Origin of the sequence: Amycolatopsis echigonensis (assembly GCF_014174495.1) — a bacterium.
Lineage (GTDB): Bacteria > Actinomycetota > Actinomycetes > Mycobacteriales > Pseudonocardiaceae > Amycolatopsis > Amycolatopsis echigonensis.
In genome coordinates, this window is the sequence record NZ_JACJHR010000082.1 from 24,163 (window position 1) to 38,359 (window position 14,197).

Below are 14,197 nucleotides of genomic sequence, written 5' to 3' on the forward strand. Positions count from 1 at the left end.
ATGAAGGGGTCAGCTGACCAGGTCGGCGAGCAGGGCCTGGACCCTCCGGTCGATCTCGTCGCGAATGGGGCGGACCTGCTCGACCGGGAGGCCTGCCGGGTCGTCGAGCTGCCAGTCCAGGTAGCGCTTGCCGGGGAAGACCGGGCAAGCATCGCCGCAGCCCATGGTGATGACCACATCGGCCGAGTGCACGCCCTGAGTGGTGAGGGGCTTGGGAATTTCGCGCGACAGGTCGATGCCGAGTTCGGCCATGACCGCGACGACCGCGGGGTTGATCGTGTCGGCTGGCGCGGACCCGGCGGAGCGGACGAGCACCCGGCCGCATGCGTGATGGTGCAGCAGTCCGGCCGCCATCTGCGAGCGCCCGGCGTTGTGGACGCAGACGAAGAGCACCTCGGGGGTGGTCATGACGAAACCTCCGCGGTCGCGGACCGGCGCCGAAGCGCGAGAGACACGTAGACAAGTGCGACGAGGACCGGGACTTCGATGAGCGGCCCGACGACTCCGGCGAGCGCCTGCCCACTCGTGGCGCCGAAGGTGGCGATCGCGACGGCGATGGCGAGTTCGAAGTTGTTGCCCGCCGCGGTGAAGGCCAGCGTCGTGGTCCGTTCGTACGACAGGCCGATCGCCTTGCCGACCGCGTAGGAGCCGGCCCACATGAGTCCGAAGTAGACCAGCAGCGGCAGCGCGATCCGGGCGACGTCGAGCGGGCGGCTCGTGATCTGGTCGCCCTGCAGCGCGAACAGGACGACGATGGTGAACAGCAGTCCGTACAACGCGATCGGGCCGATCTTCGGCAGGAACCGGGATTCGTACCAGGTGCGTCCCTTCGCGCGTTCGCCCAGCCGCCGGGACAGGTAACCGGCGAGCGGCGGGATGCCCAGGAACACCAGCACGCTCTTGGCGATCTGCCCCGCGGAAACGCTCAGGTCCGCTTGCGGCAGGCTGAGCCAGCCGGGCAGCACGGCGAGGTAGAACCAGCCGAGGACGCCGAACATGACGACCTGGAACACCGAGTTCAGCGCGACCAGCACGGCGGCGGCCTCCCGGTCGCCGCAGGCCAGGTCGTTCCAGATGATCACCATCGCGATGCAGCGGGCGAGGCCGACGATGATCAACCCGGTCCGGTACTCCGGCAGATCGGGCAGCAGCAACCAGGCGAGCGCGAACATCAGCGCCGGGCCGATCAGCCAGTTCAGCACCAGCGACGGCCACAGCAGCCGCCGGTCGGCGGTCACGCTGCCGAGCCGGTCGTAGCGGACCTTCGCCAGCACCGGGTACATCATCACGAGCAGACCGAGCGCGATCGGCAGCGAGATCCCGTCGACCGAAACCGCGTTCAGCACCCCGGCCAGGCCGGGGATCGAGCGGCCGGCCAGAAGACCGAGCACCATCGCGGCAGCGATCCACACCGGAAGGAATCGGTCCAAAGTGGACAGTTTGCCGACTACGCCGGTTTCCGTCGTCACGCCAGCGTCTCCATCTCGCCCGGGACCAGCGTGGCCGAGAGCCGGGCCAGGAGCTCCGGACGGACGCGGTAGTACACCCAGGTGCCGCGCCGTTCCCCGGTGATCAAGCCGGATTCGCGCAGCACCTTCAGGTGGTGCGAGATCGTCGGGCCGGTGAGGTCGAACGCGTCGGTCAGGTCGCATACGCACGCTTCCCCGCCGGCGTGGGACGCGATCAGCGAGAGCAACCGCAGCCGCACCGGATCGGACAGCGCTTTGAACAGCTTCGACAGCTCCGCGGCCTGGTCCTCGTCCAGCGGTTCGCGCGTCAATGGGGTGCAGCACGCGCTGATCGTTGCCATCAAGAGCTGCTTCGACATGCGTCTATCTTGACAGACATCTAAGTAGACAGCAATCTAGGTCTGCCCCTGTTTCGATGTTCATCTATTCAAGGAGTACGGGATGTCCCGAGTTCAGCTCGCCCTGCGCGTGGGAGACCCCGCTGGTTCGATCGACTTCTACTCAAAGCTTTTCGGCGTCGAACCAGCCAAACTCCGGCCGGGATACGCCAACTTCGCCGTCGCCGAGCCCGCGCTCAAGCTCGTGCTCCTGGAGGGCGAGCCCGGGCAGGCGACCGTCCTGGACCACCTCGGCGTCGAGGTCGAGTCGACGGACGACGTCAACGAGGCCAGCAAGCGCCTCACCGGGGAGGGCTTGGAGACGCTGACCGAGGACAACACGACCTGTTGCTACGCCGTGCAGGACAAGGTGTGGGTGCACGGTCCGGGCCAGGAGCCGTGGGAGGTTTACACGGTCAAGGCGGATTCGCCGACTTACGGCTCCGACAGTGCCGCGCTCGCCTCGTGCTGCACGTCCGAGGAAGCCGCCAAGCCAGAAGGATGTTGCGCTTGATCTCGGTGGCTGCGGCTCAGAAGTTCGCCCGCCGCGCGCGGTCGAAAGCGAGCGCGCTGCCGAGTTCAGTCCGGCTGGCCGGGTGCAGGCAGTAGCGGCCGAGCAGGCGATAGGCGAAGGTGGCGTCGACGCCGAGGGTCTTGGCCGGGATCCGGCTCGGCGGGCAGCCGGTCCTGGCGCCACCAGCGGGTGAACTGCTTGCGCTGCCATTGCTGCTCGTTTTTCCCGGCCGCTACCCAAATCTCCGGCCCGTCGAGGAAGTACGGCTGGATCGACATGACCGCTGACCACGGCAGGAACGATTCGAAAGTCCGCCGCCCGCGAACTGCACGGCCGAATAGGGCAGACCGGTCGCGGGCCAGCCCTGCGCGCGCATTGTCGCCACCGCCGAGCCAGCCGGTTTCCGACGCAACCGGGCGTCCGCGCCTACCACGGCGAAAACGGCCAGCAATACGGTGAACCACGCCGCGCCAGTCCCCGCCACCCCTCTCCCCTGTCATACGAGTACGCACTGATCGCCGCCGCCATCAGGGCCAGTAGAACCAGAACGGCCATCGCGTTGCGATATCGGCCTGCCGGGCCGTACGCCCATGCCTCCGGAACCGTCAGCTCAGAAGATTGGGTCCCAGACATGTTTCACCCCGCAGCAGGCATGCGGGCGGAGTCGCCGTCGACCTTCGTCTCGGTCGCTCGCACCGCTCCGTCTGCCGAACCGCGCACGGTCGTCGAGCGTCACAAACAGCCGGGCTCGCCGCGAACCGCGCGGGACCGGTCGTCGATCCGGAGCGGAGACACCTCTTGCCACCAGGCATCCGGCACCGTTATGTTAATGAGAAATCACTTCTTCCGAGACTGTCGACACGGGGCGGCGAGCAGCCCCTGGCCGGTGATGGGATGGCAACGACGCCTACCAGAGAGGCAGACAAGTACATGGAGAATCTCAGCAGAAGGAAGGTGCTGACCCTCGGCGCGGCGTTGGGCATCGCGGGCATGGCGGGCACCACCGGCACTGCGTGGGCGTGGTCGAGCAAGGGGTCCATCGCCGGGAGCGGGACGGGGGCCGATCCGTTCCAGGTCTGGGACGACACCGCGGACGCGGTAGCCAAGGCGTTGCTGACCGAGGGCAAAGTGCCGGAGGTCAATACGGCCTGGGAAAGCTGGATCGACAACAACGCGCCGTTGCCCGCTGGCATGCCGGACTATCTGGTGGCGTATCTGCAGCAGGTCAACAAACTGCCGTCGTGGGCGGATCCGGCCAAGCTTGCCGCGTCGGAGAAGCTTTATACGCGGTTGAGCAGTTATCTTTTCGTCTCGGAGTCGCTCGGCAGCGGGATCATGAGCACCGTTATTCCGCGGGAGGCGCGGGCGGTTTACTGGTCAGCCGGCGGCGCGGACATGAAGCAGCGGGCGGCCAAGACGTTCACTTTTGGTTACGACCTGCACAACTCCAAGGCTTGGGCGCCGGACGGGCATTTCGTCGTTACGGCCAACAAGACCCGGCTGGTGCACGCGGTGGTGCGGAATTTGCTGCCGACGTCGGCGAAGTACCAGGCGGGCGCGGATCAGCCCAAGCCGATCAGCAACGGCGACATTCTGCGGACGTTCCATTCCGTGGCCACGTTCGCGCGCAGCAACATGCTCAAGTGGAACATCGCGTTGTCGACGGCGGAGCAGGACGCGGATCTGCATGCCTGGCAGGTCGCGCTGCATCTCCTTGGCGTGCAGGAGCAGTTCATTCCGAAGACGTGGGCGGACGCGGAAGCTCAGGCACAGCAGATGCTGTGGCCGGTGCTCGGGCCGACCGAGGAAGGGGTCAGCCTGGCGAAGACGTTGCTCGGATATATCGAAAATCCGACGCTCGGGCTCGATTCCGGATTCGTCAACGAGCTGGTCCGGTATCTGCTCAACGACCAGATGGGCGATTGGCTCGGGCTCCCCCGCGACTACGCGCAGGCGGCGTTGGTGCGGATCGAATGGCCCGCGTATGTGGCGTTCCGCGAGGGCGTCTCCAAGATCATGCCGGGCAGTTTCTATCTTTTCGACCAGTTCGTGCGCGGCATTTCGATGATGTACCTCAACAACGGCACCTCGCCGACGCAGACGCCGATCACGCTCCCCACGGCGAATCGGCCGGGTGCCTAAAGTCCCAGTGCGCTCAGCAAGAATGCGGTGACGGCGGCGCGGTGGTCGGGGGTGTCCTCCCACCGCAGCCGCCGGCCGGTTTCGACTACCGCGCCGAAGCCCGCGTGCACCAGCACGCGGGCCTGGTGCGCGTCGAGATCCGGCCGGGCCAGGCGGAGTTGTTCCTCCCATACGGCGATGTGCTCGCGTTGCGCGAGGATCAGCGGACGCTGCAACGACGCGGGCAGGCCGCCTAGTTCGGCGGCCGCGACGTTGGTCAAGGCGGTGTGTTCGAAGCTGTACGCCACGTAGGTTGCGGCCAGCACGGGCAAGGCTTGTGCGCCGGTGGTGCCATGCAGGTTTTGTTCCACAGCTTGCGACAGGAGTCCCGCGGCTTGCAGGCAGGCAGCCGCCAGGATTTCGGCTTTGTTGGGGAAATGGCGGTAGAGCGCCGACGGCACCAAGCCGACCGCCTCGGCGATGCGGGCGTTCGTGACCGTGGCGAATCCGTCGCGTTCGAACAACGGCACGGCGGCGGCGAGGATTTGCGCGCGGCGGGTTCGTGGCACCGGCTGAGCGGGAAGCTCTACCGACGGCGCGGCCGGGGTGGTCGTCGAGGTGGCGAGGCGCAGGGCGGATTCGGTCAGCAGATTCTCGGCGCGGTGGTGGGCGATCGACGTACGGTGCATGGTGATCGAGCCGATCGCGCCGAGTGCGGCTACGGCGCGGAGCTCCGCGTCCGGCGACGGCCGCACCACATCGGTCACACGCGCGACGACCTGGGCGAATTTCGCGCTCAGGACGCGACGGTCCGCTCGCTCGAGGTAACGCGCCTCCCAGCGGTAAAGGCCGCCGGACTCGCGGTGCGCGACCGTGACGCGGGCCAGCGGGCGGAGGACCTCGGCCGCGGGCGCGTCCGGCGGCACCGCGTCGAGCGCGGCGACCAGGCGGTCCGCCATCACGTTCGCGCACTCAGTGAACAGGGCGTATTTGTTCGGGAAATGCCGGTACAGCGCCGCCGCGGTGATCCCGACGGCGGCGGCGATCTCCTCCATCGACGCCGCGTGGTACCCGCGTTCGCTGAAGGCGCGGCCCGCTGCCTCGACGATGAGCTGCTTGCGGTTGCGCGGACGGGTGGCCGCAGCCGGTTCGGAGGTCACCGCGGACCCCGAGCACACGGAAGCGGACGTACGGCCATGCCGGCCAGTCAATCACGAGACGGGCGCGTCTTCACGCGGGCGGGAGGAGACGCGTCGCCAGCGCCTCGAGCCAAAGCGGCTTCCAAGTAGTTAGTGCACGCAGCGAATTGCCGGCCACGGCTACCGGCACCGCGGTGGCGACCAGTTCGGGTGCTCCGGGCATCGCTTCGGCTTTGGCAGACGCCACTTCCGTCACCATGGCCAGCAGCTCGTCCGGAACATCAGATCCCCATCCACACAGCGGATCTCCAGTCTGTCATCGCCCGGCACCCAGTTCGAGGTTGCACCGGATGCGTTCCGGGGCCGCCGAATCGCCGTTTTTCCCGTCTGGCCGACGGTCTTCGCCGCGAAATCAGCAACGCCGACGGATCTCCGCGCGCAAGCGATCAGCGCGCGCAGATTGCCGAGCACAGCCTTACGCTCGTCCCGGGGAACAGGAGCCCACCACGGTACGAGCGGTGTTCATCGTCGGGCTGACGGCAACTCCACGCGCGACGATCCTCTCGGCGATCCGCGGGGCAGGGACCGCCCAGCGGGACCAGCCGAGGCCGGTGACCTGCGCCGGAGCGCCGTTCGATGATAATGACCGGGTGACCGTGACGAGGATCCGCGAGTTCCGCACCCTGCGCGGGCTGACCGTGCGCCAGCTCGCCGACCAGGCGGGAGTGTCGACCGGGTTGATCAGCCAGGTCGAGCGGGGCGTCACCGACCCCAGCCTGGAGACCATGCGGCGGATCGCCGAGGTGCTCGACATCCCGCTGTTCAGCCTGTTCCAGGAGCCGGACGAGGAAACCGTCGCGGTGATCCGGCACGACGACCGGTATCGGATCTCCTCGCCGCACCACGCGATCACCTACACCCGCGCGTCGCCTGGCGGCGCGAAGCTCGAGGTGCTCGAAGGCGTGCTCGAACCCGGCGGGGTCTCGTCCGACGAACTGCGCTCGCATCCGTCCGAGGAATGCGTGGTGGTGATCGCCGGACGGCTGACCGTCCAGGTCGGCGAGCAGACGCACGTGCTCAAGACCGGCGACAGCTGCCATTTCGATTCGGCCATCCCGCACCGCTTCCGCAACGACGGCCGGACCGCTGCCCGGTTCCTCGTCAGCGTCACTCCGCCCAGTTACTGATACTTCCGGCGGAGGTGCCCGCCCCGAAATTGGTCTAGACTTTTCGCCTCGAACGCGGCGAAAAGGACGGACTGATGCGAGGGACGACGGCGCCCCCGGGAATGTGCTGCCGACCGGGCAAAACCGGGGAACTTCCGCTGCACCGGCTCGAGGTGCCCGCGCCCGGGGCGGTGCCGTTCGCGGTCGGTTCCTTCGACGCGGTGGGACCGTTGTCGAGGGCGGAATTCCCGCATCGGCACACGTTCCACGAAATCGTGCTCGTCACCGGAGGGACCGGCGCGCACGTCGTCGACCTGACGCGGTGGGAGCTGAGCCCGCCGCACCTCGGCGTCGTCACCCCGGGCCAGGTGCACCATTGGGAGGCGAGCGGGCTCACCGGATCGGTCGTGCTGTTCACCGACGACTTCCTCTTCGACCATCCGGCCGACCGCGAAACCCTGCGCAGGCTGCGTGAACGGCCGTGGCTGCGGCTGGACCGGGCCGAGCACGACCGCACCGCGCGGCTGATCGCCGAACTCGAGGAGGAATTCCGCCGCGGCGGCGAGGACGGCGAATCCGTGCTGCGCGCCCTGCTGCACGTGCTGATCGTGCGCGCCGGACGGCTGCCCGGAATTCCGTCCGCGCCGGCACCCGCCCGCGCCCGCGCGGTAGCGGCGGAATTCGCGCAGCAGGCGGAAAAATCCGAGCTGGGACTGTGGTCGGTGCGCGCGCACGCCGAACGGCTCGGCGTCACTCCCGGCTACCTCACCGAGGCCGTCAAAGCGGCGACCGGGCGCACCGCGGCGGAATTGGTGCGCGAGGCGCGAATCCAGGAGGCGAAACGGTTTCTGCTGCGGACGAATCTGTCCGTGCGGCAGGTGGCGAGCCGCGTCGGATTCGCCGACCTGGCCTACTTTTGCCGGTTCTTCCGGCGCGAAACCGGGTTGAGCCCCGGCGGATTCCGCCGCACCGGTGACGCCGCCCCGAAGATTCACCACGACTGCGGGACTCCGTCCATCGCCGCGGGCTGATCTCCTCCCTACCGTCGAGGGGAATCCCGAGCCCCCACCGAGGAGCAGGCATGGACGAAGACAGGAAGTTCAGCCGCAAGACAGTGCTGAAGGCCGCGCTGGCCGCCGGAGTCGCCGCGCCGGTCGCCCTCGTCGGCGGTCCCGCGCTGGCTCGCACGAATTTCGCGGGCGGGCAGAAGGTCGAGCCGACCCCGTACTGCCACGACGGCGACGAACCGACGATCGACCAGACCGAGGGCCCCTACTTCAAACCGGACTCGCCCGAACGCAGCGTGCTCGTCGACGACAACACGCCGGGCCAGCGGCTCACCGTGAGCGGGTACGTCTTCGGCTTGTCCTGCCAGCCGATCGGCCGCGCGCTCCTGGACTTCTGGCAGGCGGACGTCAACGGGGCCTACGACAACGACGGGTTCAACCTCCGCGGCCACCAGTACACGAACGACCTCGGAGAGTTCAAGCTGACCACCATCGTGCCCGGCCTCTACCCCGGCCGGACGCGGCACATCCACGTCAAGGTGCAAGCCCCCGGGCAGCCGATCCTGACGACCCAGCTGTACTTCCCGGGCGAGCCGCGCAACAACACCGACACGATCTTCGACGCGCGGCTGCTGATGACCGTCCGCGACGCCCCGGACAACGCCAAGGAGGCCGCGTTCGACTTCGTGCTCAACGTCCAGCAGACGCCCACGGGAGGGCCGACGACCGGACCGCCGAGCGGCGGGACGTCCTGGACCGCGGGCAAGGCGTACCCCGCCGGTACGCGCGTCACGTTCAACGGGGTCAGCTACGTGTGCCTTCAGGGCCACACCGCCCAGCAGGGCTGGGAACCGCCCAACGCGCCGGCGTTGTGGCAGAAGGGCTGACCCTCTCCCCACGAGAACGGCGGGCTCCCCCGGGCCCGCCGTTCTCCGTTTTCCGAGAAGCCCGGGCCGGGCTGTCGAGTTACGGTCGACGCATTCGTCTTCCATTACGACGACGCCGGACCGGCCCTCGGAGGACATATGCTGTATCTGCTGGTGATCTACAACTGCGACCGTCCCGAACCCGGCGATCCGGCCTTCCCGGACGCCCTGGCCAGGGTGAACGCGTTCGCCGACGAATGCCGCCGGCGCGGGGTGTTCGTGTCCGGCCATCCGCTGCAGGGCGAGCACACCGCGACCACGGTCAGCGTCCGCGAGGGGAAGACGCTGATCACCGACGGGCCGTTCCTGGAGACCCACGAGCATCTCGGCGGCGTTTACGTCCTCGATTGCCGCGATCTCGACGAGGCCCTCGAACTCGCCGCGCTGTGCCCGATGGCCGAGGTCGGCACCATCGAGGTGCGCCCGGTCGCCGGCGTGCCCGGGCTGTCCCACCAGGCATGACGTCGCCGCTGCTGCGGGAGGTCTACCGCGAGCACCGGGCCCGGATGCTCGCGGCGCTGGTCCGCGTCCTCGGCGACTTCGAACTCGCCGAGGACGCGCTGCAGGACGCGTGCGCGCTCGCCCTGCGCAACTGGGGCGACGAGCCGCCGGACGATCCCATGGCGTGGCTGCTCACCTCCGCCCGCAACAGCGCGATCGACCGGCTCCGGCGCGCCCGCCGCGGCCAGGAGAAGCTCGCTCAGCTCGGCGAACAGCCGGAGGTCGCGGTGGAACCGTCCGAGGACAGCCTGCTCGCGATCGGCGACGAACGGCTCAGCCTCATCTTCACCTGCTGCCACCCCGCGCTCGCTGAGGAGGCGCGCGTCGCGTTGACGCTGCAGGCGGTGGCCGGGCTGACCGCGGCGCAGATCGCGCGGACATTCCTGGTGAGCGAGGCAACGCTGGCGCAGCGGCTGGTGCGGGCCAAACGCAAGATCCGCGACGCCCGGATCAGCCTCGCGGTCCCGGCCGATCATCTGCTTTCCGAGCGGCTGTCCGGGGTCTCGGCGGTGCTGTACTTGATCTTCACCCAAGGCTACACCGCGCCGGAACACCGCGAGCTGCAACAGGAAGCGATCCGGCTGGCGAAACTGGTCGCGACGCTCATGCCGGACGAACCCGAAGCGCTCGGCCTGGTTTCGCTGCTGCTCGTGCATGATTCGCGCACCGCTGCTCGTTACACGCCGGACGGCGACGTCGTGTTACTCGAAGACCAGGACCGAAGTCGTTGGGACCACAGCGAAATCACCGAAGCGATCGGCCTGCTGGACCGTGCGCTGCGCTTCGGGATGCCTGGGCCGTATCAACTGCAAGCCGCCATCGCCGTCCAACATGCGCAGGCCCGTTCCGCGGCGGACACCGACTGGACGGCGATCGCTGGGCTGTATCACCGGTTGTACGAAATGAATCCGTCGCCGGTGGTCGCGTTGAACCACGCTGTCGCGGTCGCCATGGCCACCAGTCCGGAGGAAGGACTGGCGCTCATCGACGGCATCGACGGGCTAGACCGGTATCACCTGATGCACGCCGCGCGCGCCGATCTGTTGCGCCGTCTCGGCCGTACCGCCGAGGCGATGGCCGCGTACCGGCGCGCCCACGAACTCGCTGTCAACCCAGCCGATCGGCGTTTTCTCGCCGGTCGCTTAGCCACCTTGGAGTCCTGATGAGACTGTCCATTCTCGACAACGGACATCGTCTGCGAGCCAAGCTGTTCCTGTCGATCACGTCGAAGCAGCCGCCGGACATCGTGAAGATGCTGCTGTACCGTCCCGGTTTTCTCACCCGGCCGCTGCTGGACCTCACCGCTCCGGCGATGCGCGGCCCGTCGTACTGGACGGCCGGGGAGCGCGAATTCCTCGCTATGTCAACGGCGTTGCTGCACGAGTGCCCGTTCTGCATCGACTCGCACGCCGAACTGACCCGGATCGCCGGACAAGGCGAGATCGATCCCTCACAGCCGGACGCGGCTCGGCCGGAGGTGCGCACCGTCCGAGCGTTCCTGGAGACCGTCACGCTGAACCCGGATCAGATCGTGCTGCCGGATCTTCCGCGTGCGGCGATTGATGAAGCGCTGCGGGTGAACCTGGTGTGGAACGTCGTGAACCGGCTCGCGAACTCGTTCGGTTTCGTGCTTCGCGAAGGACAACTGGAGAGCGGAACCCGGGCCCTGCACCGGTTCGGGTATCGGTTCCCCGGCTTCCTGCTCGCCGGTGGTCCGGCCGACAAGCATGAGGATCCGGTAGAGAACATGCGGTATTCGGTGTTCACCGCGCCCGCAGTGACCGACCAGGCGCTTCGCGTCGCGGCCGCGAGCGGCGACGGCCTGCCCGCTCCGTTGGAGCCGTTCGCGGCGAAGGTCCGCGACGCGTCCTATCGGCTCACTGACGCCGATTTCGCCGAGCTGACCACGAAATACCAGGAAGACGAGGTCTACGAGATCACTGTCGCCGCGGCCGTGGGCGCCGCGTTGCGCAGTTTCGATGCGGGACAGCGCGCACTTCTTGCCGCGTAACGCGAACCGGCGGCCAGGAGTACCCGGCCGCCGGTTGGTGTCCACTGTCCGCTCAGGGGCGGTAAAGCTCCTTGACGACGTCGATGTTGTCGTTCTTGTCGACGTGGATCTCGGCGTGCAGCGGGCTCGAGCCGTTCAGCGCCTCCATCAGGGCCTCCTCGGTGCACGGGTTCGTGCCGCGGCCCTGCGGGTCGAGCGCGACCTCGCCGCCCGGGCACAGTTCAGCGGCACCGAAGACCTGCGCGGTCTTGCTCACCGGAAGGCGGTAGGCAGTGGCGTCGCTGGGAACGAACTTGCCGTCGTCCGGGCCGCCGTTCTTCCAGGTGATCAACTGGAACTGAGCCATGTTGACCGAACGGTCGAAGCCGGTGAACTGCACGGTCTGCGTCGTGTTCGGGAAGCGGCGCGTCGGGGCGGCGGGCTGGCCGGTGCCGCCCTTGCCCGCGGTCGGCGCGGTCTTGATCATGAACTCGGCGCCGCCGTCCTTGCCGCAGTTCACCACGCCCTGGGCGAATTCCTCTTCCGCACCCAATGCGCAGTCCCAGTGCCCTTCAATACCGAGGACACGGTGACCGGGGCCTTCGCCCTGCGTCGGCGCCAATTCGTAGTACTTCGTCATGACATTGAACGCTTCGACGCATCCCGGAACGGACCCGCTCGCGCTTTCCACGGCGATCAGATCCATTTTCGGTCCATTGGCCGGGCCGACCTGTCCGCCGAGCTTGCTGCAGTTGACGTCACCGTCCGGAAGAGGAGAAGTGCCTGCCGCACCGGCCGAACCGCCCTGCGGGTTCTGCTTGACCGCTGCCGTGTCGGAAATGCTCTTCGCCGCGGAACCATTTCCGTCGACATTGTTTCCGCTGCACGCGGAAAGCAAAGCGGTCGCGGCGACCGCGCCGCCGACCATGACCAGCTTCATCGACTTCATCGCGGTGAATCCCATTGTGCTCTCCCCTGCGCCAGTGTCTTTGGTGAATCTCTACCCCCAAAGACGTGAAGCACCGAATGACGTTGCCCGGAAGTTCCGCGGAGAGCCATAGTTGCCCCAATGTCGCCCCCGCTTGGTCCGCGCGGGCACGACCCCGACCGGCCTCGCAACCCGTCGCGGTGCGGCCGGAGAGCTAGGCCGCGAGACCGAGCGCCGCCAGCCACACCCGAGTCAGCGTCGCCGCCGCGTCGTCCAGCGAGCTGTCGGCGACAAACGCCTGGTAGAAGACGCGTTCGGTCATCCAGACCAACGCAGTGGCGACCTCCGCCGCGGTTCCAGAGGGCAGTCCGGCGCGCTCGGCGACACCGGCCATGGTGTCGGCGAGCGCCACCACCGCGGAGCGCCAGGCCTGGTCGATCGCCGGAACCGACGGCGACAGTTCGACCGCCGTGCGCATCACCGTGCCGTGCTCGCGCCACATCCGGGCGGTCTGCGCGATCCCCTGCCGGACCGCGTCGCCGGGAGCGGCAGCGGCCGCGTCCACCGCGTCCACCTCGGTGCGCAGCCTGGTCACCGTCCGCTCGACCAGCGCGGCGAGCACCTCGTTCTTGGAGCCGAAGTAGAAGTAGAGCGCCCCCCGGGTGATCCCGGCTTCCTGCGCGATCGTCGCCACGGTCATGCCGTCCGCGCCCACGGAATCCAGCTGCTGCTCCGCCGCGTCGAGAATCGCGCGTTCGCGCAGGTCTCCCTTGGTCGGAGCCGTCCGGCGACGGGTGCGGGTGCCTCGCTCTTCCACCAGCACGTTCTATCACGACGACTATTTTCTACGCAGTGCAGATTTTTCTCGACGCGGTGTAGAGTTGGCTTCATGACCAAGCTCTTCCTGATCACCGGCGTCAGCTCTGGCCTCGGCCGAGCCTTCGCCGAGGCCGCGCTCCAGGCTGGCCACACTGTCGTCGGCACCGTCCGCAAGCAGGCCGACGCTGCGGAGTTCGAGCAGCTGAGGCCGGGCAAATCCCTCGCGCGCATCCTCGATGTCACCGACGACGACGCGGTGTTCCGGACGGTGGACGAGATCGAAGCCGAGGTGGGCCCGATCGACGTCGCCATCGCCAACGCCGGGTATGGCCACGAGGGCGTCTTCGAAGAGTCGACGATGGCGGAGCTGCGTGCGCAGTTCGAGGTGAACGTGTTCGGCGTCGTCGCGACGGTGAAGGCAGTGCTGCCGTACATGCGGCAGCGGCGAAGCGGGCACATTCTCGGCGTCACGTCGATGGCCGGGCTGATCACCGTGCCGGGCACGTCCTTTTACCAAGGCAGCAAGTTCGCCGTCGAAGGCATTCTCGAAACGGTCGGCAAGGAGGTCGCCCCGTTCGGCGTGCACGTCACCGCGATCGCGCCGGGATCGTTCCGCACCGACTGGGCGGGACGGTCGATGGTCCGCACCGACCGTTCCCTGCCGGACTACGACCAGGTGATGAACCCGGTCCGCGAACACCGCCTCGCGGCGAGCGGCAAACAGCTCGGCAACCCGCGGAAGGCCGCGGAAGCCGTGCTGCACATCCTCGACGTCCCGAACCCGCCCGCGCACCTGGTCCTGGGCTCCGACGCCCTCCGCCTCATCGCGAACGGCCGCGCGGCGGTCGACAAGGAGATCGAGGAATGGGCCGAGCTGAGCCGGTCCACCGACTTCCCGGACGGAGCCCAGTTGCCCGGCTGAGCCGCTGCCTGCGACGGTTTCCTCAGTCGCGCGGCGTGCGGCGAGTTCGCTGCAGTTGCTCGCGTAACGGCCGCTGCCGGGCCATCGGCAGAGGCGAGAACCCGATGCCGCAGTGGGTGCATCTGACGCACCCACTGCGGCATCGAGGTATGCGGACGGGAGCGGTTCAGCCGACGTAACCGGTGAAGGAATGCTGTGCCCGGCACCAGATCGAGATGCCGACAGCACCGGCCGCGCAGCACAGGTCGGGTGCCCCGAGTCCGCGTGGCCCGTCGAGCAACCCCAACGCACCACCCCGGCCAAGGGGGCGTCCGCGCC

At 68.1% G+C, this 14,197-nt stretch carries 17 protein-coding genes; 9 read left to right on the forward strand and 8 right to left on the reverse strand.

Features of this window, described 5'->3' with window-relative positions; all coding sequences use genetic code 11:
- Nucleotides 1-9: 9 nt before the first annotated feature.
- Genes H5411_RS37505 through H5411_RS37515 form a run of 3 tightly spaced genes read right to left on the reverse strand, consistent with a single transcriptional unit; the run spans nt 10 to nt 1,828 of the window.
- Nucleotides 10-408 (reverse strand): arsenate reductase ArsC, encoded by a 399-nt coding sequence (locus tag H5411_RS37505; RefSeq protein WP_101435634.1) that lies wholly within the window; start codon nt 406-408, stop codon nt 10-12.
- Nucleotides 405-1,469: an ACR3 family arsenite efflux transporter gene (gene arsB / locus H5411_RS37510; protein ID WP_101435635.1), complete on the reverse strand. Its 1,065-nt coding sequence runs from the start codon at nt 1,467-1,469 to the stop codon at nt 405-407. Before arsB ends, H5411_RS37505 begins: the two co-directional genes overlap by 4 nt.
- Nucleotides 1,466-1,828 carry an ArsR/SmtB family transcription factor gene (locus tag H5411_RS37515; RefSeq protein ID WP_101435636.1) on the reverse strand — a complete coding sequence of 121 codons (363 nt, stop codon included), beginning with the start codon at nt 1,826-1,828 and terminating at the stop codon, nt 1,466-1,468. Before H5411_RS37515 ends, arsB begins: the two co-directional genes overlap by 4 nt.
- 82 nt (nt 1,829-1,910) lie before the next feature.
- Between H5411_RS37515 and H5411_RS37520 the strand changes: the two genes are divergently transcribed.
- Nucleotides 1,911-2,360 carry an ArsI/CadI family heavy metal resistance metalloenzyme gene (locus tag H5411_RS37520; RefSeq protein ID WP_183126516.1) on the forward strand — a complete coding sequence of 150 codons (450 nt, stop codon included), beginning with the start codon at nt 1,911-1,913 and terminating at the stop codon, nt 2,358-2,360.
- 930 nt (nt 2,361-3,290) lie between these two features.
- A complete protein-coding gene (locus H5411_RS37525; RefSeq protein ID WP_183126528.1) occupies nt 3,291-4,502 on the forward strand; it encodes an oxygenase MpaB family protein in 1,212 nt (403 codons plus the stop codon).
- Here H5411_RS37525 and H5411_RS37530 read toward each other — a convergent pair.
- The 3 genes from H5411_RS37530 to H5411_RS49105 form a co-directional block, all read right to left on the reverse strand.
- Entirely contained in the window at nt 4,499-5,641 is a 1,143-nt protein-coding gene (locus tag H5411_RS37530) for a TetR/AcrR family transcriptional regulator (protein WP_183126517.1), read from the reverse strand. The genes H5411_RS37525 and H5411_RS37530 overlap by 4 nt on opposite strands.
- Nucleotides 5,642-5,711: 70 nt before the next feature.
- A complete protein-coding gene (locus tag H5411_RS37535) occupies nt 5,712-5,879 on the reverse strand; it encodes a hypothetical protein (RefSeq protein WP_246369830.1) in 168 nt (55 codons plus the stop codon).
- A complete protein-coding gene (locus H5411_RS49105; RefSeq protein ID WP_183126518.1) occupies nt 5,873-6,091 on the reverse strand; it encodes a hypothetical protein in 219 nt (72 codons plus the stop codon). Before H5411_RS49105 ends, H5411_RS37535 begins: the two co-directional genes overlap by 7 nt.
- Before the next feature lie 179 nt (nt 6,092-6,270).
- On the opposite strand from H5411_RS49105, the gene H5411_RS49110 reads away from it, so the two are divergent.
- The 6 genes from H5411_RS49110 to H5411_RS37570 all read left to right on the forward strand — a co-directional run bounded on the left by H5411_RS49110 (nt 6,271) and on the right by H5411_RS37570 (nt 11,231).
- Nucleotides 6,271-6,807: a helix-turn-helix domain-containing protein gene (locus H5411_RS49110; RefSeq protein WP_101440760.1), complete on the forward strand. Its 537-nt coding sequence runs from the start codon at nt 6,271-6,273 to the stop codon at nt 6,805-6,807.
- 74 nt (nt 6,808-6,881) lie between these two features.
- Nucleotides 6,882-7,817 carry a helix-turn-helix transcriptional regulator gene (locus H5411_RS37550; RefSeq protein WP_220818015.1) on the forward strand — a complete coding sequence of 312 codons (936 nt, stop codon included), beginning with the start codon at nt 6,882-6,884 and terminating at the stop codon, nt 7,815-7,817.
- A 50-nt stretch (nt 7,818-7,867) separates the two neighbouring features.
- On the forward strand, nt 7,868-8,680 hold the full coding sequence (locus H5411_RS37555) for a dioxygenase family protein (protein ID WP_183126519.1): 813 nt from the start codon (nt 7,868-7,870) through the stop codon (nt 8,678-8,680).
- A 138-nt stretch (nt 8,681-8,818) separates the two neighbouring features.
- Complete coding sequence (locus tag H5411_RS37560; protein WP_101435641.1) at nt 8,819-9,181, forward strand: YciI family protein; 363 nt, start codon at nt 8,819-8,821, stop codon at nt 9,179-9,181.
- Nucleotides 9,178-10,383 (forward strand): RNA polymerase sigma factor, encoded by a 1,206-nt coding sequence (locus tag H5411_RS37565; protein ID WP_183126520.1) that lies wholly within the window; start codon nt 9,178-9,180, stop codon nt 10,381-10,383. The genes H5411_RS37560 and H5411_RS37565 overlap by 4 nt, the downstream gene beginning before the upstream one ends.
- Nucleotides 10,383-11,231 (forward strand): carboxymuconolactone decarboxylase family protein, encoded by an 849-nt coding sequence (locus H5411_RS37570; protein WP_183126521.1) that lies wholly within the window; start codon nt 10,383-10,385, stop codon nt 11,229-11,231. The genes H5411_RS37565 and H5411_RS37570 overlap by 1 nt, the downstream gene beginning before the upstream one ends.
- Nucleotides 11,232-11,283: 52 nt before the next feature.
- Here H5411_RS37570 and H5411_RS37575 read toward each other — a convergent pair whose 3' ends face one another.
- Together H5411_RS37575 and H5411_RS37580 are read right to left on the reverse strand one after the other, a co-directional pair.
- A complete protein-coding gene (locus tag H5411_RS37575; RefSeq protein WP_183126522.1) occupies nt 11,284-12,174 on the reverse strand; it encodes a hypothetical protein in 891 nt (296 codons plus the stop codon).
- Nucleotides 12,175-12,352: 178 nt separating this feature from the next.
- Nucleotides 12,353-12,955, reverse strand: coding sequence for a TetR/AcrR family transcriptional regulator (locus H5411_RS37580; protein ID WP_312878689.1), 603 nt, complete (start codon nt 12,953-12,955; stop codon nt 12,353-12,355).
- Nucleotides 12,956-13,027: 72 nt separating this feature from the next.
- On the opposite strand from H5411_RS37580, the gene H5411_RS37585 reads away from it, so the two are divergent.
- Complete coding sequence (locus tag H5411_RS37585; protein ID WP_183126524.1) at nt 13,028-13,879, forward strand: oxidoreductase; 852 nt, start codon at nt 13,028-13,030, stop codon at nt 13,877-13,879.
- The last annotated feature ends 318 nt before the right edge of the window (nt 13,880-14,197 follow it).

Excerpts from the sequence above, each read along its gene's own strand:
- H5411_RS37535 (WP_246369830.1), bottom strand. The coding sequence starts at position 5,879 with ATGGTGACGGAAGTGGCGTCTGCCAAAGCCGAAGCGATGCCCGGAGCA.
- H5411_RS37560 (WP_101435641.1), top strand. The coding sequence starts at position 8,819 with ATGCTGTATCTGCTGGTGATCTACAACTGCGACCGTCCCGAACCCGGC.
- H5411_RS37515 (WP_101435636.1), bottom strand. The coding sequence starts at position 1,828 with ATGTCGAAGCAGCTCTTGATGGCAACGATCAGCGCGTGCTGCACCCCA.
- H5411_RS37525 (WP_183126528.1), top strand. The coding sequence starts at position 3,291 with ATGGAGAATCTCAGCAGAAGGAAGGTGCTGACCCTCGGCGCGGCGTTG.
- H5411_RS37520 (WP_183126516.1), top strand. The coding sequence starts at position 1,911 with ATGTCCCGAGTTCAGCTCGCCCTGCGCGTGGGAGACCCCGCTGGTTCG.
- H5411_RS37575 (WP_183126522.1), bottom strand. The coding sequence starts at position 12,174 with ATGGGATTCACCGCGATGAAGTCGATGAAGCTGGTCATGGTCGGCGGC.
- H5411_RS37570 (WP_183126521.1), top strand. The coding sequence starts at position 10,383 with ATGAGACTGTCCATTCTCGACAACGGACATCGTCTGCGAGCCAAGCTG.
- H5411_RS37585 (WP_183126524.1), top strand. The coding sequence starts at position 13,028 with ATGACCAAGCTCTTCCTGATCACCGGCGTCAGCTCTGGCCTCGGCCGA.
- H5411_RS37550 (WP_220818015.1), top strand. The coding sequence starts at position 6,882 with ATGCGAGGGACGACGGCGCCCCCGGGAATGTGCTGCCGACCGGGCAAA.
- H5411_RS37555 (WP_183126519.1), top strand. The coding sequence starts at position 7,868 with ATGGACGAAGACAGGAAGTTCAGCCGCAAGACAGTGCTGAAGGCCGCG.
- H5411_RS37565 (WP_183126520.1), top strand. The coding sequence starts at position 9,178 with ATGACGTCGCCGCTGCTGCGGGAGGTCTACCGCGAGCACCGGGCCCGG.
- H5411_RS37505 (WP_101435634.1), bottom strand. The coding sequence starts at position 408 with ATGACCACCCCCGAGGTGCTCTTCGTCTGCGTCCACAACGCCGGGCGC.